The following is a 24,761-nucleotide window of genomic DNA, read 5'->3' on the forward strand; positions in this document are numbered from 1 at the left end:
TATGCCAGAAGAAAACCAAAAAGTGACTGTACCTGTAGGTTTGCAGGATATTCACTATGCCATACTTATAAAAGATGATAAAACAGGGGTAACATATGGAACGCCCAAATTAATGCTACCAGCAATCCAGGCAAATATAACACCTACTGTTAATTCGGCCACACTCTTTGGCAATGATGGACCTGTTGTGACTGCAAATGCGTTAGGTGAAATTGCAGTGGAAATTGGCGTTGCGGACCTACCATTCACAATGCAGGCTGAGCTGCTTGGATCAAGATTAACGGAAGATGGGTTGTTAATTGATAATGCTGATGATCAAGCACCAGAAGTTGCTTTAGGGTTTAAGCGCAGCATGAGTGACGGCAGCTTTCGTTATACATGGCTACTGAAAGGAAAGTTCCAGTTGCCAACGGAAGAGGCGCAAACCAAACAAGGAACGCCAAACTTCCAAACTCCAACGATTAGAGGTGTATTCTTGAAAAGGATGTACGATGCTCATTGGAGATTCCGCGCAGATGGAAATGATCCGAATGCTACAGATCGAATTGCGAATTGGTTTACAGCAGTACCGACAGAAGGAACTCCATAAGCTGTGAAACAGCAATATCTAGCTGTAGAACTTGATCAAACGAGGTACTTGCTATTCGATATGAGCGCATTTTACGATATGGAGCAGGAGTATCATTCGATACCTAAAACTCTATTAGCATTAAAACTCAACCCGATTACTGAGTTAGCTAAAGTATTGAGACTCGGCCTTGCTCATGAGGTGCAACTACCAGAAGACCATATTGAATTATGTATCCATGTAGACAATAGGCTTTTACTTACACAACAAGTCGTAAATGCTATATCGGTAGCCCTACCCAATTCAAAAAAAGAATCCAGTACCAGTCAGACCACACCAGATCAGGAAGGTTGGGATTGGGCTTGGATTTACTACATCGGAACCGTCTTACTCGGAATGAGTGAGGCGGTTTTTTGGCGCTGTACACCTAAAAAGTTGTTTGCTTTATGGGATGCACATAAGAAATATCACGGGCTGGAAGATAGTGCTGAACAAGAAAAGACATCGACTAGCTATATCGACCAATTCATTTGAGATAGGGAGAGTGAGTCCAAATGTCAGAAGAAATTGAAGTATCTAACCTTGTCACAAAGCTATCCATTGATGATACTGGTGTTGAAAAATCAATGGCTGCGCTCTCCCGTCAAATGAATGTTGTCCAGTCAGAGTTTCAGGCTGCCAGTACGCGACTTGGAGAACATGCTAGTTCACAAGAGGCATTAAAAACAAAAACTGATGGACTGACTAAACAACTGGAAATTCAAGGTCAACGCATCATTAAACTTAAAGAGCGACATGAGGAAGCGGCCAAGGCAAAGGGCAAGGATGCAAAGGAAACGCAAGAACTGGAAGTTAAGCTAAACAAAGCCGTTGCCCAATATAACAAATTACATCATGAGCTTCAGTCTACAACTAGTGAACTAAATAAACAAACGGATGAAATAAACAAACACGCCACTGCATGGCAAAAGGCATCAGATACGTTAGATGCGGCTGCAAAGAAACTTGATGATATAGGTAAGTCCATGTCACAGGCAGGTCAAAGCTTATCTTTTATGGTGACTGCTCCGATTGTTGGGGCTGGAGTTGCGGCAGGCAAAGCATCCATTGACTTTGAATCTGCCTTCGCGGGAGTACGTAAAACAGTTGATGCCACAGAGGAAGAATTTAAGCAATTTGAGCATGAGATTCGTGAATTGTCTAAGCAATTACCATCTGCAGCGACTGAAATTGCAGGGGTAGCAGAAGCAGCAGGACAACTTGGTATCAAAAATGAAGCGATCATGGGTTTTACTAGGACAATGACTGACTTAGGTGTCGCCACGAACATGTCCTCTGAACAAGCAGCTACAGCCCTTGCACGGTTGGCCAACATTACACAAATGCCGCAATCTGAGTTCGATCGACTTGGATCAACAATCGTAGCTTTAGGGAACAACTTGGCCACAACCGAGTCAGAAATTACTGAGATGGGTTTACGATTAGCGGGAGCTGGAAAGCAGATCGGCTTAACAGAAGCGCAGATACTCGCTTTTGCTGGTTCACTCAGTTCCGTTGGTATTGAGGCAGAGGCGGGGGGATCGGCATTTTCTCGCGTCATGATTGAGATGTCCCAAGCTGTTATGACTGGAAGCAAAAACCTAGGTACCTTTGCAGGTGTGGCTGGCATGACAACAGGGCAGTTCAAGACTGCATTCGAAAAGGATGCTGCTGGCGCATTAGCATCATTTATCGAAGGCTTGGGCAAAATGTCTGCCGCTGGGAAAAACACATTTGCTGTGTTGGATGATTTGAAGTTGTCTGAAATTCGTGTTCGCGATGCATTGCTTCGCGCATCTAATGCCGGTGATTTATTCCGAAACAGTCTGGAATTAGGAACTAGAGCCTGGGAAGAGAATGTCGCTTTGACGAACGAGGCTGAGCAACGTTATGAAACAACAGCATCAAAACTGAAAATGTTAGGAAATCGAATTGTAGATTCTGCAATAACATTGGGTGATGCGCTTGTACCAGCTCTAATGTCGGCATTAGATGTTCTTGAACCATTAATGAACTCTATTGAAGAGGGAGCAGAGTGGTTTGCAAATTTGGATGCCAGCTCTCAAAAGTGGATCATCACTGTTGTAGCCATGGCAGCAGCAGCTGGGCCGCTATTAATTCTTACTGGAAAGTTAGTAACAAGTATCTCTGCTCTAATACCAGTAGTTAAGGGGCTAGGTGTCGCACTTAATTTTCTCGCAACCAATCCAATAGGGTTAGTTATTTCCGGACTTGCTGTAGCTGTTGGAGCGTTTCTATCTATAAAAAATAGCATGGAAGAAGCAAAAAAGGCGAGCGAAGAACTGGCTCAAGCACAAACTGATCTGCAAGAAGTGCAGCAAAACGGGATTGAGCGAAGTGAAGTCGAAGCAGCTCAGGAGAAGATCGATAAACTTAATGAACTGATCGACACGTACCAGAAGCTCATTGATAAAGCATCTGAAAGTAATGCAGCTCAAAATGGAAATAATGTATTAGCCCTGGATGTAGCTATTAAAGAACTTGGCGTTGACATGAAGAAAACCGAAGCGGTAGCTGCTGAGTTTGGTGTAACTCTTAAGTACGTTGATGAGACTGGAAAATTATCAACGGAAAGTATGAACGAATTAAAGAATGCTTTACAAATTTACACCAAAGCTGTTAGTGATGCTAAGAGAGAAACTGCTTCAGAAATAAATAATCAAGCCAAGACAATTGCAGGCCGCAAACAAGAAATAGCAAGTATTCAGGATCTTGTCAAAACTTATAGCACAGCAAAAAAAGGTTCTAATGAGTGGACCGCAGCTCAAAATGAATTAGCCCGTCAATTTCCGCAATTTGTTACAGCCACAGGGCTTAATATTGAAGCTATTAATGGTTTAATCTTGGTAAAAGAACGTGAGATTGCTCTAGAATGGGCAAGTATTCAAGCCAAGGCAACTGAAGCGTTACATGAGAAGAATAATGCAATCGCCAAGCAGGAAGCAGCAATTAAAATAGCGGAATCAATTACAAAAATCACTGGTTCTAGTGGCCTTGCTGAATCTGCAGTTAGGCGTATGAACGATGAACTTGAACGGCTTCGTGGTGAAGCTGCTTCATTACAAGCTCTTGTCAACATGAAACCTGAGGACATTCCTGTTATTAAAGTAACCCCTTATTCTGGTGGCGGAGGGGGTGGGAAGAAGGGGAAAGAAGGGAGAAGCGGAAGTAAAGCCTATGAAAATAAGGCGCTTGATGAAGCATATAGGCAGCTTGAACACAAAAAAAGATTAGATCAACTCTCTCTTGAAAGTGAATTAAAGACTCTTGAGCAAATTAATGCCAAGCATATTATTACAGCGCAGGAACGAATGGCCATCGAGGAACGCATTTATGATGTTAAGAAAGCAATTGGTGATCGCACTCTTGATGCAGCCCTAAAGGCATTTGAACGTGAAAAAGAGCTTGGTAAGCTCAGTGAAACAAGCGAAATAGAACGACTTAGAAACATACGCAAGCTCTATGCAGATTCAGCAGAAGAACGCGAGCGTATAGATGACATGATTTTTGAAGCATCACAGCGCAAGATCGAATCTGAGAAGAGGGCAAGAACTGACTATTTTCAGTACACCAGCCATCAATTACAAGCGGCTCTCGAAGATCGCATAGTTCGTGAAAAACTTTCTGATGAAGAAATCTTCAAACTTAAAGATAAGTTGATTAACGAACAAACATATTTGAATAAACGTTATCTAGAAAAAGTTTTAGCAGATGATCGTTATACAGCCACCGAAAAACGGCAAATTGAACGTGAAATCACAGAAGCTATAAGGGTTCAAACCAATGAGCGCCTGCAGCTACAAAGAGATTATAACGAGGAAGTACGCAAAGCGCAGATCGAAAGTGTAAATGAACTTTCTAAAGGTTTGCAGGATGCATTGAAATCAAAGTACCAGGCAGAAAAAGAAGCTGCAGAGAATAGGCTTAAAGCTGAACGTGATGCCAATGAGCAATGGAAATCGAGCCAGCTTGAAGCAATTAAACAAGTTTATGATGCTCGCACCAAAGCAGCTCAAGCGGCAGCTGACGCTGAGATTGAACGGATTAATCTAATATATAACGCGCAGATAGATGCTATTCAAAAAGAGCTTGATGCGCTCAACCAAGCCGAAAAGCAAAAATCGCGTGACGAGATGAATGCAGAGGATCAAAAGAAAATCGATCGTCTGCGAAATCTGATTGAATACGAACACGATGAGTTCAACAAAGCCCAGCTTCAGAAAGAGTTGAATAAGGTCCTATCTGATCAAGAGAAACGGCATCAGAAGGAACAGCTTGAGGATAAAAAGGAAGCATTGAGGGATGAGCAACAAGAGCTTAAAGACAAGCTCAAGGATGAATTGGATGCTGTGAAGCGTCAACTTGATCAGAAAAAAGAGCAGTTTAAGTTTGAGTATGAAGCGCAGCAGGCTCACATTAATGCATTGTATGCTACACAAAAAACTTCATTAGATCAACAGCTTAAAGATACACAGGAACACTATAATCAATTGTTACTCGCTAAATCTTTGCAAGCTGAAGCTGAAAAAATGATTATTCAAAACCAACAGGACGAAATCATTAAGCTGCTTGAAGGCTTTGGTGATTCATATAAAATGACGGGTCAAACGTTAGGCGAAAAAATGTATGAAGGTTTTAAAGACAAGGTGATGCAAATCCAAACCCTGATCGAAAATATAAACCGTCAGATTGATGCTGTGCGCAACGCTGCTTTATCTGCTATGTCCACAGCATCCACTCAGCAGGCAAACAAAAGCGTTGGATCATCGAGTACAACTAACAATAAAAACGTAACAGTTAATAATACTTTTAACACGCCGGTTACATCTCCGTCTGACGTAAGCAGAGCAACGCAAAAGACTGCACAGCAACTGGTGGGTTTTTAGGAGGGAGAAGTAAAATGCAAAAACTTGAATATATCAATTCCCGAGGCGAAGCAATTTTGTTTGAAAATGCTAAGCCGTTTCTCCTTTCTCAAATCGATGGGTTGGGGGCTGTGACAGCAGAGCTTCATAAAACGCGCAGCCCGTTTCAGGATGGATCATCTATTTCCCGTGTACAGATACCTGATCGACCAATCACACTGCAGGGAGCTATTATCGCCAGTTCACAAGAGGAATTATACGAACTCCGGCGGTTTATGAGTCGTGTACTTAATCCGAAGTTAGGCGGCCGCTTAATTTACACAAACGACTATCGTAGCTATGGTGCAGAAGCGATAGCTGATGATGGGCCTGTATGGGGAGAACGTCATGTTTATAATCAAATGTTTACTGTCTCGCTAATATGTCCATTGCCATTTCTGCTTGATGTTTATGAGCAATCCGAAGTTATCACGACTTGGCTTGGAGGCATTAGTTTTAGGCTTGTTTTGCCGACGCGTTTTGCAATGCGTGGGCCTAAGCGAATTAATGTCATCAATAATGGTGATGTTGAAACGCCGATTCGGATAGAATTTCGCGGTCCAGCCTCGAATCCTATCGTTACGAATGAGACAACGGGGGAATACATTCAAGTGAATCGGATATTAACAAGGAATGATACTCTTGTTATAACAACGGAATTTGGTAACAAGAGGGTTGAGATCGTGGACGATAATGGAGGCCGGACGAATGTTCTTAATTGGATATCGCTCGGCAGCTCGTTTTGGCAGCTGCAGCTTGGTGACAACATCGTTTCGTATGCAAGCGACGATGAGATTGAGTCTGCAACCGTATCGCTCAGCTACCGCAATAGATATATGGGTGCATAGGGAGGTGTGACATGCATGGAGCATTTTAGATTTTTTAACTCGACTGCCGAAGATCCGCGAGAATACTTGGCCAGTGAATTTGCCGAATACTTCAATCGATTTTTGTCTGATGGTCTTTATTCGCAAAACGGCAATGCCGGCTTAAAAGTTTCGCTTGGCAGCGGGCTTGGTGTGGTAGTGCAATCCGGCTACGGCTTTATACGTGGGTATATGTACCACAACGACGAAAATCTTATAAAGAACTTAGATGCAGCGGATACCATGCTGGATCGAATCGACCGCATCGTTCTGCGATTTGATGAAGTGGCGAGGGAAATCCGCATACATGTCAAAAAAGGAACGCCATCAAGTAGCCCTGCCGTGCCTCCTTTAACAGATGAAACTTATGTTAAGGAGCTTGGCTTGGCTCAAGTGAGGGTGCGTAGAGGAAGCTCATCAATTGCATTAAGTGACATAACGGACGAGCGCCTGACCAGCGCATGTGGTCTTGTGTCCAGTTTGATAACAATTCCAGCGCAGGAAATGTGGGATGTCTGGAATAATGCTCTTTCAGATATACAAGCAGCCTGGGCAAATGATGAAGAAAACATTATCACAGAATGGCAGCAGATCAAACTTGCGTGGGAAAATTGGTTCGATAGCGTCCAGAATGTGCTTGGTGTACGTGTCATGATCGGAGAGGTTGAGCCGCCTGACCTCGAAGCAGGGGATTTGTGGTTCCGGGAGGTGTAGATCGTGCAGCCGGTTCGAATCATTGACCTAGATTTTAATTTGTTGGGCGAGATTGATAATTACGAAAGTCTCCAGTTCATTCGCCGGCACTTTCGCGCTGGCGAGTTTGAATTGCATATCGCGGTTGGTAAACGCTATGTTGATGAACTCATTAAAGATAGAGTCATCTTTTTAGGAAATCAGACACAAAAAGCTGGTTATATTATCAGTCGCGATATAAAGCTAAACGAGGACGGCTCCGAGACAGTCGTGGTTAAAGGTCCTACACTCGGCGGCATCCTTGATCGAAGGTTAACAATTACAGACAGTTACGACCGTGTTCGCGGAGCAGCTGAAACAGTCATGAAGTATTACGTTAATCGGCATATTGTAGACGGCGTTTATCCGGAGCGGAAGATGCCGTTTTTTATTTGTGCGCCAGATCAAGCTAGAGGCATCGAAATACCGTGGCAAACACGATATGAACCACTTGACCAAGTAATAGAGAAAATTGCGAACAGATGCGAGCTTGGATGGCATGTTAGCCTTAATTTCGACACCAAGAGATGGGTGTTCGACGTTCAGACTGGCCGGGATTTGACAGTTGATCAATCTATTAACCCGCCTGTTATTTTTTCTCGCGGATTTGATAACGTCTCTAGTCAGCAATTTATTGATTCTGATGCTAGTTACCGCAATGTTGGTTATGCAGGAGGACCTGGCGAAGAAGAAGATCAGACAGTGTTGGTGATCGGAACTGCATCTGGATTCGACCGCCGCGAGGTTTACTTAGATGCGTCTGAGGCTGCTGATGCGGCGGAGATTGCAGAACTTGGCGACGTCAAACTGGCCGGATACAGGCAGATTAAAACATTTGATGGGAAGGTAATCGATACTGGAAGCTTCATTTACGAACAGGATTGGGATCTCGGCGACATTGTTACTCTGCAAAATCTTGATTGGGGCTTACAATCAAATACACGAATTATCGAAGTGCGAGAAATCTATGAACAGGAAGTTAAAATTGAAGTGCTTCTCGGCGATGAGATTCCAACGATTACAAGCGTTGTTCGTTCTCTGCAAACCCAAGTCGGCCGTACTCAGTTAATCGGCTCTACGGGGGAACGCGGACAGGAAGGACCACAGGGTCCAATAGGGCCTGCTGGTCCAAAAGGGGATCAAGGGCTACAAGGACCAAAGGGTGATCCCGGTCCACAAGGATTACAGGGAATAAAAGGCGACAAGGGTGATGTTGGCCCACAGGGACCAATAGGGCCCAAAGGAGATACTGGAGAGCGTGGTCCAATTGGTTTAACCGGAGCAAAAGGTGATCAGGGCATTCAGGGACCAAAAGGTGATACTGGTCCACAGGGCTTGGCTGGACCAAAGGGAGATAAAGGGGAACCCGGTTTAAAGGGAGATACAGGTCCGAAAGGTGACACAGGTTTGCAAGGCCCAAAAGGCGATAAAGGTGATCAAGGGATACAGGGTATTCAAGGCCCCAAAGGGGATACTGGTGCAACCGGATTGCAAGGGCCTAAGGGCGACACTGGAGCAAGCGGTCAGAAGGGCGCGGATGGAAAAACCATTCTGAGTGGTACTACAAACCCAACGTCCGCAACCGGCTCTGATGGCGACTTTTATATAAACACCTCGTCAAATGTAATCTTTGGTCCTAAATCTTCAAGTTCGTGGGGCAATGGTAAATCCCTTATTGGTCCGAAAGGTGATAAGGGTGATATTGGTCCACAAGGCATCCAAGGGCTTAAAGGTGATAAGGGAGATACCGGAGCAACAGGAGCAACTGGTTTGCAAGGACCAAAAGGTGATACAGGAGATAAAGGCCCGCAAGGACCTCAAGGTATTCAAGGCTTGAAAGGTGATACTGGACCGAAGGGCGATAAAGGAGATCAAGGAATACAAGGACCGCAGGGTACACAAGGTATCCAAGGACCGAAAGGTGACAAAGGTGATCGCGGTGAACAGGGGATACAGGGTCCTCCTGGTACATCTGGCGGGCTTATTGTCGCTAGCCCAACAGAGCCAACAGGCATCGAGGCAGGAGATTGGTGGTACAGAGAAGTTTAATAGGAGGTGCAAGGATGGCAGGAACTATTGTCGAGACGAAAAATGTTGATCTTTTGCGTAAGCGGCCAGATGGAAATTACACAAAGCATAATCCAACGACGATCGCTTCAAACGTGAAAACTTCTGACAATAAGACAGTTGAAGAAAGATTAAAATTAGCTACTCAGGCACAAGCAGAAGCTGGTACGGATAATGGTAGTCTTATGACTCCGATCCGAACGAAGCAACACGTAGACAAGCGACTATTAAACAATATTATTTGGCGAGTGAATAACGGTCAGCCTGAATGGTCAAATAATAATGGAGGGAGTTGGAACACAGTGGGTGCAGTAAAAAGTATTCAGCACGGTAATGCAGATGTTACACTTGGCACACCTCTTAATGTAACGGTAGCAAGTGTAAATCGCTTGAAAACAGCGGTTAGTATAGTATCCAAAAACATACGAGCGTATGAATCAGCTGCAGTTTTAAGTATATTTGCCGAATTAACTAGTGATACAACTTTAAAAATAACCGCATCGGGCAACATGCCTACTCCTAACCCTGTGCGTTGGCAACTCATTGAATACTATTAAGGAGGATATGTATGTATAAATACGCTCAAATAGACGATGCAGGGCGTTGTGTTGCGGTATCCGACTTATCAGGAGTTGTTGATATTCCGCACATGATCGCACTATCTATAGAGGATGATGTACAGCCTGGCGATATTTTCGGTAATGGTGTTTGGACTCGTCCTGATCCATTGCCACAGCCTGATCCGGAGCCATCAGCGCAGGAACGCATCGATCAGTTGGAATCTCAAAACTTAATGTTAATGGAAGCTGTTGCTGATTTATACGAAATGATGCTAGGAGCTGGATAACATGATCACTGATCTGTTGTTACGGCTTCTTTTTATTTTACCGAAAGGAGGTGTATTGAAAATGGCAATCGTGACTGTATACGTAACGCTTATTATTGCAGGCAGACGCACATACGACCAAGTACCGGCTAACCTTCAAGCTGATGTACAAGCTGATCTTGAAGCTCAAGGGCTAGGTATTGACGGTAAACCGCTAGGCTCCGAATAATCGGAGTCTTTTTTATTGGTCAGGAAAATTTTCCTTAACGAGGGGATGAAGTGAATGTTTAAACAATTAGGACAAACCATATTAACCGCTGCTATTGGCTCAACCGGGAAAGAAACTGCAATTGGCGGTGTTATCGCGGCAATAGGAACAGGGATTGTAGGCTTTTTAGGTGGATGGGATAAGGGGTTGCAACTTCTATTGTGGCTCATGATTGCTGATTATGTGAGCGGTCTGCTCAAGGCATTAAAGACTAAGTCAGTTGACAGCGAAGTAATGTTTTGGGGTGGGGTCAGAAAAATAATTGTTCTTGTTGTTGTGGGGTTGGCTGCTTTGGTAGATCAATGGCTAGGCGATTTATCAGGGCTTTGCAGAACGGCAGCAATTTTCTTTTATATTGCCCGAGAGGGGCTTTCTGTTACTGAAAATCTAGGCGTATTAGGCGTGCCTATGCCAGATGCTATTAAAGATCGTCTTTCACAGGTTAGTAATGGAAAGAAAGGTGATTCGCATGATCGCACATAAGCGTATACGGGTCCAAGCAGGTAAAGTCGAGGAAGGCTCGTTAACTTATCCACTCAGCGGCGCCAATTCAAAGTCTCAAGGCTGGACGGATATCCGAGCGGTTGATGTGCCGGCTGCTGCTGTGTTGCGTGTTGAGTTGGTCACAGCTAAAGGTAAAACAGCAAGCCAGATACTTTCCAATTTAGTCAAGCAGCACGGCGGAAACTGGCTTGTGTTTAACGCTTCGTATTTCGGATCAGACGGCACGTTGTTGGGTAAGACCTATAAGGATGAAAAGGTAATCTTCCCAGACGTGGTTGGTAAGACGGAAGGGCGACCGCATCTGTATTTCAAAGATGGCCGCTTTGGTATTGGAAGATTGTCCAGCGCAATAGGCGTTAAATGTGGTGTGTGTGGAGTGCCTACGTTGACCACGGCCGGCAAGGCAGTCGATCCGCCGCGATCAGCGGAAAAGACTCCAAGTGATGTTCCTGGCACAAATCCGCGTATGATAGCCGGAATTAAAGCTGACGGAACGTTAGGGCTCATCCTGGTTGATGGTCGCGGCTCTTATGACAAAGGGCTGACTAGCAAAGAGGCGGGCATTATGACTACTCATTACGGATATGCTGAGTCAGTCAACCTTGATGGGGGTTGGTCCGCATCGTTCGCGACTAATAACAGGCAGTTGCTCGATGCGATGGAGATCGACAATGCGAACAAAAAACGTCAGTATCACGTATCAGATATGAGCCAAAATTATGTGGAGCGAGTCATTCATCATGCCGTTGCGATCCAATTCGATCCGGGAAAATTGTTTGTACGTGAAGGTATTCCGGAATTGATCATTGACCCAGGACACGGCGGCAGCGATCAAGGAGCAAGCGGGAATGGAATCATCGAGAAGCAAATGACTCTGGACATATCATTGTACCAGTACGAGAGGTTTAAGCAGTTGGGCGTACCAGTTATGCTGACTCGCCAGAACGATACAACGCTTGATCCCAATCAAAGAACTGAGCTTATTAAAGCGAGCGGTGCAAAGCACTGCATGAGTAATCATATTAACGCAGCATCTTCCAGTACTGCTGCCGGTGCTGAAATAATTCATAGCATACATTCTGATGGGAAATGGGCAAAGATAATTGCAGATGAATTAAAGGCTGTTGGTCAAGTACTGCGCCCTACATCTACTTATTCTAAAGCCCAATCAAATGGGCAGGACTACTATTACATGCATAGGCTTACTGGCAACGTAAGCACTATTATTGTTGAGTATGGGTTTCTGACCAACGCTGCTGATGCAGCACGCTTAAAGGCAAACTGGCAGGCATACGCAGAAGCTGCTGTTAAAGCTTACTGCCTATTCACTGGACGCAAGTACGTACCGCCTGCAACTTCTCCTCCTGATCTTCCTGCAGCAGTCAGTGATCAAGTGAACATTATCGTTAATGGTCAGTTACTGGAGCAAAAAGGAACACTTAAAAAAGGAGTAACAACTGTGCCTGTGCGAGCAGTAGCTGAGGCATTAGGTGCAAATGTAGTATGGGATGGCAATATTAGAACCATATTAATCAATAAATAAGTCAATGCCCACTGGCCTGCATGGTCGGTGGGCTTTTTTTAATTGTAACTTTAATATCATTTTAAGTGTTCTGCAGGTTATATGCTGATATTCTTGAAAATTAACAAAACACAAACTTTACAAACATAAAATTGTTGTGTATTATGAGATAAGAAAATTGATTTGACGTGGTATTGAAAATTTGGTAAAATTCTTTGGTTGTTCCTATTTTGTGTCGATTTTAATTTTATATTCAACAAACTCAAACTTGAAGCATATAATAACTTGCGGGTTTGATTTTTTTGTTGTTAGTTGAATAAAGATCAAGTGATCTGGAAAGATTATTATTTAAATATTTTATTGTGTAAGGAGTAGTTGGAGATGTCTGCAGTAATTAAAACTGAAAAACATAATATTGCTGTAGAACTTCTTTTGCCTTACTTGATTTATAAATATGTAGTTGGAGAAGAACCATCGAATGCAAACATTTCTTACAGAATACTTTGGCAAAAAATTGGGTACTTTGCTAAGAAGTTAGGATTGCCTTTAAATAACTATGATTTTTCATGGTATAAGCGTGGTCCATATTCGTCTAATTATACATCTGTGTTGTATAAAGTGTGCAATGATTCAGATGACTTAAATCAACAATCATTTAATTTTGAATTAAATGATTTGACTAAAGAGAAGCTAATACCATTATTAAATGCGTTCAGAGCAAAACCACCTAAAGTGTCAGAATCTCATTGGATGGAGCTATTAGCATCTATTGACTATCTGTATGAAGTAAATAATGGAGATAAAACCAAAACTTTAATTAGCCTAACAAGACTAAAACCGATTTATAGTGATGAATATTTAAAGGAAATGGCTTGGAATGTTTTAACAAACCAAAAAATGATATAGAATAGTACCTAGAAGTTACTTTTTAAGTAATTTTTAGGTACTATTTTTTTTGGGGGATGAAATAATGACTGATATAGAAAAATCATATCAATCCTGGTGTGAAAGAGAAGAAGAACTAAAAAAATTAGTTGCTGATTTGGAAAAAAATGAAGCTTCTACCCGCTTTCATATTATCGATGAAATATTTGTGCAAATATTAGGTTGGAATAAAAAATCCATTGAGGTGGAGTTCTCTGTAGGTAGCAGCGCTGAAGACGAAGCTCATAAAAAATTATTCGCAGACTACAAGATTGAATCTAATTATAATAACTTTCTCATTGAAGCAAAGAGAATTGGACGATTCTTCACATTACCAACATCATCAACTAGAAAATATACAAGTGATGGTGTGATTAAAAAGAGTTTAAATAACGCCTCATTCATTGAACAGAGTGAAAAATATATGAGGAATCTCGGAATTCCGTTTTGCGTATTAACAAATGGGTTTCAATTTATGATTATTCGCCAGAAAGTATTGAAGAACCAGAAAGATATTATAGTATTTCGTAGCTTTGATGATATTAAAAATAACTTTATAACATTTTGGAGCATATTAAGTCCATTTTCTAATGGAGTAGAGTATTTAGATAAATTATTATCAACACCTGAAGAAATTAGGACTCGTCCTCAGTATGAGAAAAATATACGCTCCCAAATCTTAAAAAAAGACGAACAAGTATCAACCGGGAATATTAGAGCCACAACAGAAAGGTATCTAAGAAGGTATTTCTCGGAATTAACTTTGGAAAACCAAAAACAACTATTGAAAGATTGTTACTGTGATCCAAGTGGTCGCTTTACGGTTTTCGCTGAAACATTAAAAAATGAAATTTTACCGAAAGAATTAAGTTATATTAAAAAAGTAACAATTAGCAATTATTTTAATGAAGAAGGGAATTTTCGAAATCAATACATTGAAAATTTCGATGAAGAAGTTGGTACAGTTTTTGTCTTAGTAGGAGGTGTGGGGGCTGGAAAATCGACCTTTGTTAAATATTTTTACGAACATGAGTTAGATACAATAACGAAACAACGACTTGTATGGGTCAGTATTGATCTACTTGATTTCTCTAGGCAAATTGATGAGTTGAATGATTTTCTAACAGAGAAAATATTTGAATCCTTAAAAACTAACTATAAACATTTTGAACTTGAAGCATGGGATACCTCTAAAATAATGTATCAAGATATTGTTGATGAAACTACTAAAGGTATGCCGCCATTCATGAGATCAGATCAAAATAGTATTGATTCTGAAATATATAGAAGAATTACAATTGAGAAGCAAAATAAAGAAGACTACCTCAAAAGAGTATTTCATTATTTAAAAAATAATTTAAATATAAGGCCATGTTTTGTTTTTGATAATGTAGATCAAAAACCTTCAGCGTGGCAAGAAGAAGTCTTGTTACTAGCTTTCAACAGAGCTACCATATTTAACGCTGTAGTAATATCGTCCCTAAGATTGGAGAATTACTTTTCACTAAAGGATAAACCAGCATTTGATTCTATAGAGCCTAATGTTTTTAGAATTGAACCACCAGGAGTTAAGGAGTTATTAAAGAAAAGGATAGCTGCATTTAAGCAGTATCCTCAAGGTGAATTTTCGGTTGAAATTCCACCAAATATAAAAATGAGTGTTCCTTTAGAAAAGTTTATTTCTGTATTAGATAATACTCTAGATAGCCCTTCACACGGAAAACAAGTTGAGGCCATGCTAGAAAACTTGTCTGGTGGAAATATGAGAAGAGCACTGAATTTATTTAAAACGTTTATACAATCCGGTAATACAAAATTATATGAATTGTTAAATCAATACAGGAGAATTGATAATGTAGAAGTTGATTATAACTATGTATTCGATAGCCTGATTTTGAAAGATAATGTACACTACAATTCAAGTGATTCTGAGTTCTTTAATGTATTTAATTATTATAATGACGGATTTTATTCTCACATGACGGTAGTTAATATTTTGAAATACTTAGACAGATTGAGTTATAACGAGAAAAATAGTTTTGTTAGCATTGATGATCTGATCGAAAAATTTAAGGACTCATTAATTGATAGAGATAAGCTGTTAAATATTTTGGAGCCGTTATTATCTTCATATTTGATTAATTCTAACTATGGTGAGCGATCTCGTTTAGTATTAACCACATCAGTTTCAATTTCTTTACTTGGTAAATACTATATTAATGATTTAATAACCGACTGGAGATATCTATATTATGTATGTACTGATACACCAATAACTGACGTGCAAGTTTTAAAAACAATGAAGAGAATTTATGAGGCAGTTTTAAGAACCAAAAACACTTTAGCATTGTTTGGACTAAAGAGACAGCTTATAGATACATTTATGGAGTATTTAAAAGATTGTGAAAATGCAGATATTGAATTTATGAGAAAATTAACACATAAACAAGTCCAGGGATGTTTCGATGAACTACAAGCAAATTATAGACATAATATAGAACTACACGTTAAATCAATTAATAATTAGAACTATTAAGCTAATATTACCATATCAGTGCTTATGAGGTATAAAAATGAGCCGCAGAGAAAGAACCATGTGGCTTTTTTTGTTTTTCTTTGATATAAGGTAAATTGCAGTTGGCAAAATAGCTGTCTTTTATTCCAAAAAATATTCCAAACAAAAAAGAGCCGTATGGGAAGGCATCCCTATGGCTCTTCATTTTTTTGAAGGAGAATAGGTATTACAAAGATACGAATATTTCAAGTTCACCGACCCTATGCAGTAGGTGGCTTTTATTGATTTAACCTAGTTCTTGACCTCGTTAACTACTTTATCTAATCTACATTCTCAAACACAAGACCGTAACTTTTGGCAGCTAATTGAAGGGAGGCATTTGATACTATTAGCCTGCTCTCAATATCTTGTGCAGTTTTTTCATTAACTTCATTGGCATTTACAGATTCAATTAAGTAGTCAATTATGTCAATTCTTCCTTGAATGGCATTCGATAAACTTTTCAAGGTTTCACTTATGAATAAGTTGGCTTCATCTTTAAAATCTAATTCGTTAGGTATCTTAAAGTTCTCGATTTCTTTGATTTTGTTATTAAATTGTTTTTTTGATAATTCCAAATCAGAAACTGTTGATTCAGCACTCAATAGTCCAAATTGAAAGTTATCGACCGAATCGGAAACGGTTGTTTTCCAAGTCAAATCAATAAGTGAACTTGTACTTTTTATTAAACTATCCATCTTATCTTCAATAAATTTTTTTTCAGGAGATCTTAGATCAGTTTTAACATGCTCTGGTTCGTTCTTGGCTTTAGGACTGGTTGTTGTACCACAACCTGTAATTAGGAAAATACATAAAAGTAAAAATAATATTCGCATAACTTCCCCCTAGATTCGATAGTAAATTAAGTCTATCAGAACTAGGAAATTATTTCTATTTAAACAAGGGGTATGTTTATGTCCTCGCGTCTTATACATGTCGGACAAGTATCGTGTAATATTACCAAGCGTTTGGGATTATGTTAGAGGAATAATTACTTACTACTTCAAAAGAGGTGACAAACAAGTGACAAAATATTTCTTTAGTATGAATATCATAGACATTTACTGACTACCAAAAAATGCGTATTTCTTTGGTTATCAAAGGTGTGAAGACGATGGAATTTAAGGGAATAACATCATCGATAGCCTTCCAAGCTAATAGCGTGGGTTCGATTCCCATCACCCGCTCCATAATTACGGAGCTAACAAGCCTTGCGCAGCAAGGCTTGTTTTGTTTTTGTAATTCGACAAACTCTAAACTAATTAGTGTTCAGGGGGATAACTAGAGGACAAATTACACTTACTTATTCCTAACTCCTGTCTCCATCAAGTCGCGAATTTCCCAAGTTTTTTATCCACTCAAACCCGAAAAAACCCCTAATTCCTTAGGGGGTTAAATCTGTTATGAACGTTCTCTTTCGCGGTTTCTTAATCCAAATAATCCTGCTAAGCCAAGCAAGCCAAGCCAGCTCCAGTTAAAATCACGATTGTTATCAACAGCGGTTGCACGATAGTTGTTTCCATCTAGTCCATAAGTGTTCATTCGGTCATTTGTTACATTGTTAGTTCTGTTATTGTTCATACGATCATTTGTTACATTGTTAGTTCTGTAATTGTTCGTGTTCGTTACATCATTTGGAATAAAGCTGTTCAATGGGGTACCGTCATTTTTTCTAGCATTGGTTTGTTGAGTCATTTGGTCATTTGTCAGTGCATAGGCTGGGACTGACAGTAAAGATAACATTATCGCAAAGGCAAAGGCAATTGTGAAAAATTTTCTCATGCGTATTCTCCTTGTTTTTTATTTGGTACAAAGATAAGTTTCCCGTATTATAAATTGAATATTCAGTGGTTATTATAGTAAATCGGGATCATTGAGAGTAAACATTTTTAAATTGTGTAGTTGTCAGGCTGTAAAAAACGAAACAAGTACTTTGCAATGGCAAACTCAGTTTGTGGAATAAGTACTCACGCGCCAAAGCTAACTGCATTTCCTCAGTTTGTTGAGGAAACTTACATTGGAGAACTCCTGACGTGTATCGCATGAATACAGAGGCAGGTACCAACCAGCAACCAGCATATATTGCTTGTTGGTCTGTCTACAAGGAATTGACAAATTCAATAGATGGTCAGTCGTTCCGCTATTTGGCCCAAAATAGCAGTTTTGAGGAGGTAAAGTGACAGACGATCCGCTATTGGTCAATAAACCGAAGAAAAAGTCCCGTTTAGAGCCAAATAGCGGAATGTGTGTCCTCCAAATTAAGAAAATGGCGGTTTTTAGGCAGATAACGGAACGTATGACCGTGTACATTCATTGTGAGTACATTTGGTAAGCAAAAGAAAGAAAAATGTAACGGAGAGCAAGATTGGGATTGGAGAAGAGGTAGCATTCGACTTTATAAGCCAATTTTAACCATTAGAGTTTTATAGGTGCCCAAAAACTGGCGTACAACAGCGGTAGTAAGCTCAAACTTGATCGTAGTGCGATGGCATGGCAGTGCCACCTCTTCTGTTGCTAGTTGCATCATCCACCATGAATTGTTAATCTCGTCAGCTGCGAGCACTTAAACATTCTTACATTCTTCATTATGTACTTTTTCAAAAGCCTGAATTGTCACACGACTTTTTGTTGCAGGGCATATTCATTATTTTTCCCTCTTGTTTTAGCATGTCCAATCACTTCAAAAAACTTTGCATAAATTGTTATAGAAACATATTTGTTATAGAAACATATATTGTAAATTTACTTAAGGGGGGAAAGGTATGCCGGAAGATACACAAACAGAAGTATTACAAAGACTGACAAGAGTCGAGACGGTTGTTGATGGTATGAATCAAAAGCTGGATCGGGCTATACATGCAAATGAAACGGCTGTTGAAGCTCGTTCGTCGGCAAAGCAGGCACATCAAAGACTGGACAAAATCGAGGATACTCAAAAATGGCTGTGGCGTACCGCTGTAGGTGCTGTTATATTAGCGATTGCAGCTTTTATTATTAGCGGGGGCCTAAATCCTTAGATTGGTAATCGAACATACGCCTCATATACGGCCAAATAAAAGAAGCCAGTTTCCTCGTAAGGACTTGGCTTCTATTTCTCGTTCCCACTACGATCTAATGGTGACACGCGTACCTATAGGCACTAGATTAGCCAGCTGAATAACATCCTGATTATGCATTCTTATGCAGCCATGGGATACAGCATACCCTATGGAAGCAGGATTATTAGTACCGTGTATGCCATAATGAGGCCTTGATAATCCCATCCAGAATGCCCCGAAAGGTCCGCCAGGGTTAGGTGCTTTATTAATAATGGTATATTCCCCTTGAGGGGTTTGGGTCAACTCTTTGCCAATGCCGATTGGAAAAGCTCTTACAACGACGTCGTTATCGAGCAAATAAAGTCTCCGGTCAGACAAGTCAACAATGATACGGTAATTAGGCATGTAAAATATCGCCTCCTTTTTGTAGTTAGCTTATGTTAGGCGGTAGATGAAGGTGCGATTAGCTATATATTGGCTATGCTACATGACATATGCAGTGTCGATAGAAACAATATTTTCATATAATGCTATTACTTGTTCATATTATAAAAACTACATTCTAGGGGGGGGTTGAATTGAAAGGTTTAATATTGTGTGCTGGAATGGGCTCGCGGCTGCGTCCGTTAACTTATTCCAGACCTAAACATTTATTGCCATTAATAAATAAACCGGTACTATTCTATGGAATTGAATCTATGATAGAAGCTGGAATTACGGAAATTGGAATTGTAGTGTCTCCCAGCTTTAAAAAGGTGTTTGTTGAGGCGCTGCAGCGAGTAATTCCGTCTCATATACGCATTGAGTTGATAGAACAGAATGAGCCTAAGGGCTTAGCGCATGCGGTAAGTGTAGCGAGGTCATTTACTCAGTCAGAGGAGTTTATTTTGTACCTTGGAGATAATATTATAGATGGTCCTTTAAAGCCGCTAATTGAGCAATTTTATAGTGATAATTTGGACGGGCTAGTATCCGTCAGCCCTGTTGAGCATCCGGAGCGATTTGGCGTGGTAGAAATGAGTGGCAATAAGATTAGTAAAGTTGTAGAAAAGCCAAAGAATCCGCCAAGCAATTTGGCTATTAATGGCGTTTACTTGTTTAGGGAAACTATCTATGATGCAATTGCCAAAATTGTACCTTCAGCTAGAGGAGAGTATGAAATAACAGATGCGATACAGCAGCTTATTGATGATCAATACCAGCTTGGCATTTTTCACTCGTCTTATTGGTGGAAGGATACAGGTCTTCCTCAAGATTTAATTATTTGCAATCAATATTATTTAAGCAAAATAAAAGGGATAAACAACAAGGGAATGATAGACTCAAACTCTAGCGTTTCGATATCGGCCATAATAGGAGAAAATACGAAAATAGTGAATAGTGTCATCCGCGGGCCGGTAATTATTGGTCCAAATACAACGATTGAAAATTGTTATATCGGTCCTTTTACGTCGATTGCTGAAAATGTAACGATGAACAGCTGTGAGCTGGAAAACAGCATTGTGATGGAAAATACGGTGCTTAATGAGATCCCGCATCGCATCGATGAAAGTTTGATAGGCGGAGATGTGAAGATGATGGGCAGCTCACAAATACCAAATCGCATTCATATGTGGATGGGAGATCATACTTTAATCAATTTTCCAAAATAAAGGGAAGAACGAACGGCGGTTCAGGAATACGATACCTGAACCGCCATTTTTTAAATATATATAAGTTTTGATCCGGTTATCCTGGACTAATATTTTTTCTTTTGCTGGTGCAATATTTCCTCGTAAAATTGTTTTTGCTTTTGTAATTGAATCTTTAGGTTAAAGTCGGTATTAATTTTTTCACGCGCTTTCGTTCCAAAGTCTTCCCAACGCTCGGGGTGTCCAATCAGCCATAGCATGGCATCTGTTAATTTACTAATAGCTCCTTCAGGAACGAGCAGTCCTGATACTCTGTCTGTTACTAGCTCGGGGATACCTGCATGAGTAGTTGAAATAACAGGCAATCCTGTCGCCATTGCTTCTTTCAAAGTATTGGGAATTCCTTCCTGATTGCCATTTTTATCGGTACAGCTCGGAGCACAGAAGATGTGGGCGCGATAATATTGCTCCTGAATAGTTTTGTAATTTACCCAGGGAATAATTTCAACATTTTTTTGAAGACTATATTTTTTGATCAGCTTACGATACTCACTTTCAAGAGGGCCTTTGCCGATTAGGGTCAGTTTGATATTGCTATAATACTTTTTCACTTCTGCAAAAGCATGTAAGAGATCAGTGAAGCCCTTTTTCTCGACAAAACGGCCGACTGCCAAAAAACGAATCGTTTTATTAGCATCAAATTTACGTGCACGATATTCAAACCGATCTAAATCTAATCCGCCATACAATACACGAATTTTGCTTTCTGGACAGCCAAGCTCCATAATGGTTTCTTTTAAATGATGACATACTGGGAAAAATAGGTCAGCGGTTTTAAATAGCTGTTTTAAACGGCTTAAGTTTTTCTTTTTCTTAGGATAGGCAGTGGCATCATTGCCGCGGAAGCTGACAAATAGGGGAAGCTTATGTTTAAGCTTTAGAAACTGAAATTTTGGAGCTAATGATCCGTGATGAATATGAACCCCAACTACATTTGATTTTTTTAGAAGTGCGGGCTTTGCTTTGATTGCTTTTAAGAGAAGAATCGTCTTATGTGGAGATTTTTTTCGAATTTCTGAAGCTTTATCAATCATCATAAGACCGCGATACCCTTCAACACTTATTATTTGCTGGGATACATGCCCATCCTCCATGGAATGTTTATGGTGCAAAATTGTGGGGGTTTTTGTCATCGGTGTTCACCTTCCCATTTAAATATTTTATTGGCATTTTTCCTGATTTGACTATGACGCTTGCTGCCGGGTATTCTTTTGCGCCTGTGCCTGCGGTATACAGCCAAATATTTTTTTTGGCAATAGCCTTTGTAGTGGCATGCCAAACGGAGCCACATGTCCCAATCCTGAGAGTACCGGTAGGACGGGTTGAATAATCCTATTTTATTGAAGCAGCTATGATGGACAACAACAGTAGAGGTCCGAATCATCATCGATCTTTTATATAAGCGATTGCGTAATTTGTGCATATCGTTGTAGCTCTTTACTTTCTTGACACGTCTTTTGCGCCCTCTTCGAGCCTCGTAATACCAGCTGTACAGAAACATGGCTTCTTGATTCGCCTCTAAAAATTGTTTATTTTTCTCCAGCTTACGAGGAAGGAAGCGATCGTCGGAATCCAAAAATGCAATGTATTTCCCTTTAGCCAAGCGAATTCCTGTATTTCTAGCTGCGGAAGGTCCTTGATTTTTTTGATAGACATATCGAACCTGAGCTCTAAATAGGCTGACAATTTGTTTGGTCCTATCTCTAGATCCGTCATCTACAACAATAATTTCATAGTCCTTGCAGGTTTGCTTTAAGACGCTCATGATCGCTCGTTTTATAAACCGCTGCCGATTATAGGTTGGAATAATAACGCTAAAGAAAGGCATCTCGTTTATATTCTGAGTTCTCTTATCTGTAACGTCGTTACTTAATTGCTCTAACTTTTCTGCCTGTGTGGACAAATTGAAGTCCTCCTCTATTCATTTCCTTTCATTTTTTTCAGATCCCATAAATGACTGTAGCCCTCCCTTATGCATAATTGCTCTTCCTTCTAACTTATGACCCTTTGGTAGAAAGGGTATAGACTGATGCATCTAGCACACTTATTTTTTTGCAAGAAGAAGTATTAGCCCAAGATTTTTAAAGCAATATGCATAATCTAGTAAAAAAGATTAATAGTGATGTGAAGGAAGGTGGAGATTATAAAAGCTTTAAAAAGGAATGTGGAGAAAGATTACGGCTTCAAAATAAAAAAGTGGAAAGTCATTAAAAATGTAAAGAACTCTAGCCTTGTCGTTCAAATTGTTACTAACAACGGTAAGAAGTATGCTCTAAAAAATTTGTATTTGACGCGGGCTAGACAGCAGTTTATTGCTAAGTCAGAGCAGCTGTTGGCCGATAGAGGTGTCAAGCTGGCTTCACCAGTTTTAACCCATAACGGCGAGCTGCTAATGGAATATAATAAAAACCCTTATGTGCTGTATCAATGGATTGACGGCAAAAGCGCCTCATTGCGCAATCAGGAAGATTTGGAGGCTATTGTTGAAGCGATGGCTCGTTTTCATCAAGCTTCAAAGCAGCTTCAATATCCTGATGATATGAAAATATACGGTCATGAGCATTGGGAGAACGAATACAAGGAACGAATAAAAACGATGAGAAAGTGGTCTAAAGAGCATAAATCATCAAATAGCGGCAATGCGCCTTTAATTAAGAAGTATATTGGCTTCTTTCAGAAGATGGCTTACAAAGCGCTGCAGGAGCTGCAGAACAGCCGATATGAAAGTTATTTCAACAGTGAAGCTTCAGCCAAGAGCCTGGTGCATGGAGATTTGCATAGTAATAACGTCATCGATAGTAAAAATGAAAAAGTGTTGATTGATTTTGAGGATGTTCGGTATGACTTGCCCTCCAAGGATTTGCTTCGCTTATTCAGCATGTATAGTAAAAATCATTCCTTTCAAGGGAAAACGTTCAGCGGCATGCTGGAGAAATATGAGGGTTACCATAAGCTATCTTCTGAAATTAAAAAACTTGTTCTGATTGATTTCATGTTTCCTCATATTTTTGAACGTCTGCTTCGCAAGAAAAAATATATTGGGATGGAAAACAAGGAACTCAAGCACAGACTGAAACAAGAAAAGAAAAAAGCAGCGTATGTCTACGAAAAATACTTTTCAAATAATCAAGGCGCGGGGGGATAATTTTGAAAAAAATCGCATTTGTCCGAACACGATATCTTCCTCCATCTGAAACCTTTATTTACGAAGAGCTTAAAAATATTAATACGGTTAAACCGATTGTCTTTTCTCGCAAAAAAATGAACCTCGACCGATTTCCATACTCCGATATTAGAAAATTATCCCACGGCACAAACAATATTATAAAAAGGTTCCGGCAAGAAAAAATCAAATTAATTCATGCTCGCTTCGGTAATGCAGGCGTCCGTTTAATGGAGGTGAAAAGACGGACTCGCCTGCCAATGTTGACTTCCTTTCACGGATTTGATTTGCCTGTAAAAAGAAGCAGGAAAAATTTATATCATAGAAAGCTTCCGCGATTGTTTAGAATAGGCGACCGGTTTACGGTCCCATCCTTTCATATGAGACAGAAGCTCATTAACTGGGGATGTCCTCCAAACAAAATCAATGTGATGTACAGCGGAATCGATTTGAAAAAATTCACCTATTTAAAGCGGGATCTTAAAACGGAAAATGTGGTCATTATAGCGGTTGGACGGCTTCATAAAAAGAAGGGCTTTCGTTATTTATTAAAAGCATTCAAGCAAGTAGTCGTTCAATATCCGACATCCCGTCTAATTATTGTTGGCGAGGGAGCGGAAAGAGGCAAATTAACAGAGCTCATATCAGCATTGAACCTAAAAAAATATGTAAAGCTGGAAGGCATTGTTACCCATAGCCAAATGTCTGCAATGCTCAGCCAAGCAGATATTTTCTGTCTGCCAAGTGTCACTACAAAGGAAGGCAATCAGGAGGGAATTCCTAATGCAATTAAGGAAGCGATGGCGACAGGGCTGCCGGTTGTGTCTACGCTTCACGGCGGAATTCCGGAACTCGTTGCTGATGAAAGCGAGGGACTATTAGTTCCTGAAAAAAGCGTTAAGCTGCTAGCCGAAAAGATTATGTATTTAATTGAAAATCCATCCGTTCGCAGAGAAATGGGGCAAAAGGGACGAGCAAAGGTTGAAAATAGCTTTGATTCTTCCAAGCAGGTTAGAATGCTGGAGGACATTTACAAAGAATTGATGGGAGACAACAAATAGAAGAGAGTTGATA

General features: G+C 40.3%; 23 protein-coding genes. 17 read left to right on the forward strand and 6 right to left on the reverse strand.

Translation table 11 applies throughout. The features are described from left to right. Position 1: 1 nt before the first annotated feature. From V1L65_RS22800 to V1L65_RS22860, 13 genes are all read left to right on the forward strand, one after another. Positions 2–589 (forward strand): major tail protein, encoded by a 588-nt coding sequence (locus tag V1L65_RS22800; protein WP_331701566.1) that lies wholly within the window; start codon positions 2–4, stop codon positions 587–589. 3 nt (positions 590–592) lie between these two features. Next, complete coding sequence (locus V1L65_RS22805; RefSeq protein ID WP_331701567.1) at positions 593–1,102, forward strand: hypothetical protein; 510 nt, start codon at positions 593–595, stop codon at positions 1,100–1,102. Positions 1,103–1,122: 20 nt separating this feature from the next. Next, complete coding sequence (locus tag V1L65_RS22810; protein WP_331701568.1) at positions 1,123–5,514, forward strand: phage tail tape measure protein; 4,392 nt, start codon at positions 1,123–1,125, stop codon at positions 5,512–5,514. A 14-nt stretch (positions 5,515–5,528) separates the two neighbouring features. Next, a complete protein-coding gene (locus V1L65_RS22815; RefSeq protein WP_331701569.1) occupies positions 5,529–6,380 on the forward strand; it encodes a phage tail family protein in 852 nt (283 codons plus the stop codon). A gap of 15 nt (positions 6,381–6,395) precedes the next feature. Further along, positions 6,396–7,112 (forward strand): hypothetical protein, encoded by a 717-nt coding sequence (locus tag V1L65_RS22820; RefSeq protein WP_331701570.1) that lies wholly within the window; start codon positions 6,396–6,398, stop codon positions 7,110–7,112. 3 nt (positions 7,113–7,115) lie between these two features. Beyond that, positions 7,116–9,179, forward strand: a complete 2,064-nt coding sequence (locus V1L65_RS22825) for a Gp37-like protein (RefSeq protein ID WP_331701571.1) — start codon at positions 7,116–7,118, stop codon at positions 9,177–9,179. A gap of 14 nt (positions 9,180–9,193) precedes the next feature. Beyond that, complete coding sequence (locus V1L65_RS22830) at positions 9,194–9,754, forward strand: hypothetical protein (RefSeq protein WP_331701573.1); 561 nt, start codon at positions 9,194–9,196, stop codon at positions 9,752–9,754. Positions 9,755–9,765: 11 nt separating this feature from the next. Then, positions 9,766–10,044, forward strand: coding sequence for a hypothetical protein (locus V1L65_RS22835; RefSeq protein WP_331701574.1), 279 nt, complete (start codon positions 9,766–9,768; stop codon positions 10,042–10,044). 61 nt (positions 10,045–10,105) lie between these two features. Continuing rightward, a complete protein-coding gene (locus V1L65_RS22840; RefSeq protein ID WP_331701575.1) occupies positions 10,106–10,252 on the forward strand; it encodes a CD1375 family protein in 147 nt (48 codons plus the stop codon). Positions 10,253–10,306: 54 nt separating this feature from the next. Then, complete coding sequence (locus tag V1L65_RS22845) at positions 10,307–10,774, forward strand: phage holin family protein (protein WP_331701576.1); 468 nt, start codon at positions 10,307–10,309, stop codon at positions 10,772–10,774. Then, on the forward strand, positions 10,740–12,338 hold the full coding sequence (locus V1L65_RS22850; RefSeq protein ID WP_331701577.1) for an N-acetylmuramoyl-L-alanine amidase: 1,599 nt from the start codon (positions 10,740–10,742) through the stop codon (positions 12,336–12,338). The genes V1L65_RS22845 and V1L65_RS22850 overlap by 35 nt, the downstream gene beginning before the upstream one ends. A 360-nt stretch (positions 12,339–12,698) precedes the next feature. After that, positions 12,699–13,223: a hypothetical protein gene (locus tag V1L65_RS22855; RefSeq protein ID WP_331701578.1), complete on the forward strand. Its 525-nt coding sequence runs from the start codon at positions 12,699–12,701 to the stop codon at positions 13,221–13,223. 64 nt (positions 13,224–13,287) lie between these two features. Further along, positions 13,288–15,768 carry a hypothetical protein gene (locus V1L65_RS22860; protein WP_331701579.1) on the forward strand — a complete coding sequence of 827 codons (2,481 nt, stop codon included), beginning with the start codon at positions 13,288–13,290 and terminating at the stop codon, positions 15,766–15,768. 308 nt (positions 15,769–16,076) lie between these two features. Here V1L65_RS22860 and V1L65_RS22865 read toward each other — a convergent pair whose 3' ends face one another. The 3 genes from V1L65_RS22865 to V1L65_RS22875 all read right to left on the reverse strand — a co-directional run bounded on the left by V1L65_RS22865 (position 16,077) and on the right by V1L65_RS22875 (position 18,322). Further along, entirely contained in the window at positions 16,077–16,631 is a 555-nt protein-coding gene (locus V1L65_RS22865) for a hypothetical protein (RefSeq protein ID WP_331701580.1), read from the reverse strand. Between the two features lie 565 nt (positions 16,632–17,196). Then, the gene (locus V1L65_RS22870) at positions 17,197–17,577 is read right to left on the reverse strand and encodes a WGxxGxxG family protein (protein WP_331701581.1); all 381 of its coding nucleotides are present in this window, start codon (positions 17,575–17,577) and stop codon (positions 17,197–17,199) included. Positions 17,578–18,190: 613 nt separating this feature from the next. Continuing rightward, complete coding sequence (locus tag V1L65_RS22875) at positions 18,191–18,322, reverse strand: hypothetical protein (RefSeq protein WP_331701582.1); 132 nt, start codon at positions 18,320–18,322, stop codon at positions 18,191–18,193. A gap of 235 nt (positions 18,323–18,557) precedes the next feature. Between V1L65_RS22875 and V1L65_RS22880 the strand changes: the two genes are divergently transcribed. Continuing rightward, positions 18,558–18,812 (forward strand): hemolysin XhlA family protein, encoded by a 255-nt coding sequence (locus V1L65_RS22880; RefSeq protein WP_331701583.1) that lies wholly within the window; start codon positions 18,558–18,560, stop codon positions 18,810–18,812. Positions 18,813–18,899: 87 nt separating this feature from the next. Here V1L65_RS22880 and V1L65_RS22885 read toward each other — a convergent pair whose 3' ends face one another. After that, positions 18,900–19,238 carry a L,D-transpeptidase gene (locus V1L65_RS22885; protein WP_331701584.1) on the reverse strand — a complete coding sequence of 113 codons (339 nt, stop codon included), beginning with the start codon at positions 19,236–19,238 and terminating at the stop codon, positions 18,900–18,902. 173 nt (positions 19,239–19,411) lie between these two features. Here V1L65_RS22885 and V1L65_RS22890 point away from each other — a divergent pair, with 173 nt between their 5' ends. After that, positions 19,412–20,485 carry a glucose-1-phosphate thymidylyltransferase gene (locus V1L65_RS22890; protein ID WP_331701585.1) on the forward strand — a complete coding sequence of 358 codons (1,074 nt, stop codon included), beginning with the start codon at positions 19,412–19,414 and terminating at the stop codon, positions 20,483–20,485. Positions 20,486–20,571: 86 nt separating this feature from the next. Here V1L65_RS22890 and V1L65_RS22895 read toward each other — a convergent pair whose 3' ends face one another. Continuing rightward, entirely contained in the window at positions 20,572–21,657 is a 1,086-nt protein-coding gene (locus V1L65_RS22895) for a glycosyltransferase (RefSeq protein ID WP_331701586.1), read from the reverse strand. Continuing rightward, the gene (locus V1L65_RS22900; RefSeq protein ID WP_331701587.1) at positions 21,654–22,427 is read right to left on the reverse strand and encodes a glycosyltransferase family 2 protein; all 774 of its coding nucleotides are present in this window, start codon (positions 22,425–22,427) and stop codon (positions 21,654–21,656) included. Before V1L65_RS22900 ends, V1L65_RS22895 begins: the two co-directional genes overlap by 4 nt. 261 nt (positions 22,428–22,688) lie before the next feature. Between V1L65_RS22900 and V1L65_RS22905 the strand changes: the two genes are divergently transcribed. Both V1L65_RS22905 and V1L65_RS22910 read left to right on the forward strand, forming a co-directional pair. Further along, a complete protein-coding gene (locus tag V1L65_RS22905; RefSeq protein WP_331701588.1) occupies positions 22,689–23,669 on the forward strand; it encodes a phosphotransferase in 981 nt (326 codons plus the stop codon). Between the two features lie 2 nt (positions 23,670–23,671). Next, the gene (locus V1L65_RS22910) at positions 23,672–24,748 is read left to right on the forward strand and encodes a glycosyltransferase (RefSeq protein WP_331701589.1); all 1,077 of its coding nucleotides are present in this window, start codon (positions 23,672–23,674) and stop codon (positions 24,746–24,748) included. The last annotated feature ends 13 nt before the right edge of the window (positions 24,749–24,761 follow it).

This window comes from Paenibacillus sp. IITD108 (assembly GCF_036541265.1).
In the GTDB taxonomy this organism is placed as follows: Bacteria; Bacillota; Bacilli; order Paenibacillales; family Paenibacillaceae; genus Pristimantibacillus.

What these genes read in the sequence shown, in the direction of transcription:
- V1L65_RS22800 (WP_331701566.1), top strand. Translation starts at nt 2, where the DNA reads ATGCCAGAAGAAAACCAAAAAGTGACTGTACCTGTAGGTTTGCAGGAT.
- V1L65_RS22810 (WP_331701568.1), top strand. Translation starts at nt 1,123, where the DNA reads ATGTCAGAAGAAATTGAAGTATCTAACCTTGTCACAAAGCTATCCATT.
- V1L65_RS22815 (WP_331701569.1), top strand. Translation starts at nt 5,529, where the DNA reads ATGCAAAAACTTGAATATATCAATTCCCGAGGCGAAGCAATTTTGTTT.
- V1L65_RS22820 (WP_331701570.1), top strand. Translation starts at nt 6,396, where the DNA reads ATGGAGCATTTTAGATTTTTTAACTCGACTGCCGAAGATCCGCGAGAA.
- V1L65_RS22830 (WP_331701573.1), top strand. Translation starts at nt 9,194, where the DNA reads ATGGCAGGAACTATTGTCGAGACGAAAAATGTTGATCTTTTGCGTAAG.
- V1L65_RS22835 (WP_331701574.1), top strand. Translation starts at nt 9,766, where the DNA reads ATGTATAAATACGCTCAAATAGACGATGCAGGGCGTTGTGTTGCGGTA.
- V1L65_RS22840 (WP_331701575.1), top strand. Translation starts at nt 10,106, where the DNA reads ATGGCAATCGTGACTGTATACGTAACGCTTATTATTGCAGGCAGACGC.
- V1L65_RS22845 (WP_331701576.1), top strand. Translation starts at nt 10,307, where the DNA reads ATGTTTAAACAATTAGGACAAACCATATTAACCGCTGCTATTGGCTCA.
- V1L65_RS22850 (WP_331701577.1), top strand. Translation starts at nt 10,740, where the DNA reads ATGGAAAGAAAGGTGATTCGCATGATCGCACATAAGCGTATACGGGTC.
- V1L65_RS22855 (WP_331701578.1), top strand. Translation starts at nt 12,699, where the DNA reads ATGTCTGCAGTAATTAAAACTGAAAAACATAATATTGCTGTAGAACTT.
- V1L65_RS22860 (WP_331701579.1), top strand. Translation starts at nt 13,288, where the DNA reads ATGACTGATATAGAAAAATCATATCAATCCTGGTGTGAAAGAGAAGAA.
- V1L65_RS22865 (WP_331701580.1), bottom strand. Translation starts at nt 16,631, where the DNA reads ATGCGAATATTATTTTTACTTTTATGTATTTTCCTAATTACAGGTTGT.
- V1L65_RS22870 (WP_331701581.1), bottom strand. Translation starts at nt 17,577, where the DNA reads ATGAGAAAATTTTTCACAATTGCCTTTGCCTTTGCGATAATGTTATCT.
- V1L65_RS22875 (WP_331701582.1), bottom strand. Translation starts at nt 18,322, where the DNA reads ATGATGCAACTAGCAACAGAAGAGGTGGCACTGCCATGCCATCGCACT.
- V1L65_RS22880 (WP_331701583.1), top strand. Translation starts at nt 18,558, where the DNA reads ATGCCGGAAGATACACAAACAGAAGTATTACAAAGACTGACAAGAGTC.
- V1L65_RS22885 (WP_331701584.1), bottom strand. Translation starts at nt 19,238, where the DNA reads ATGCCTAATTACCGTATCATTGTTGACTTGTCTGACCGGAGACTTTAT.
- V1L65_RS22895 (WP_331701586.1), bottom strand. Translation starts at nt 21,657, where the DNA reads ATGACAAAAACCCCCACAATTTTGCACCATAAACATTCCATGGAGGAT.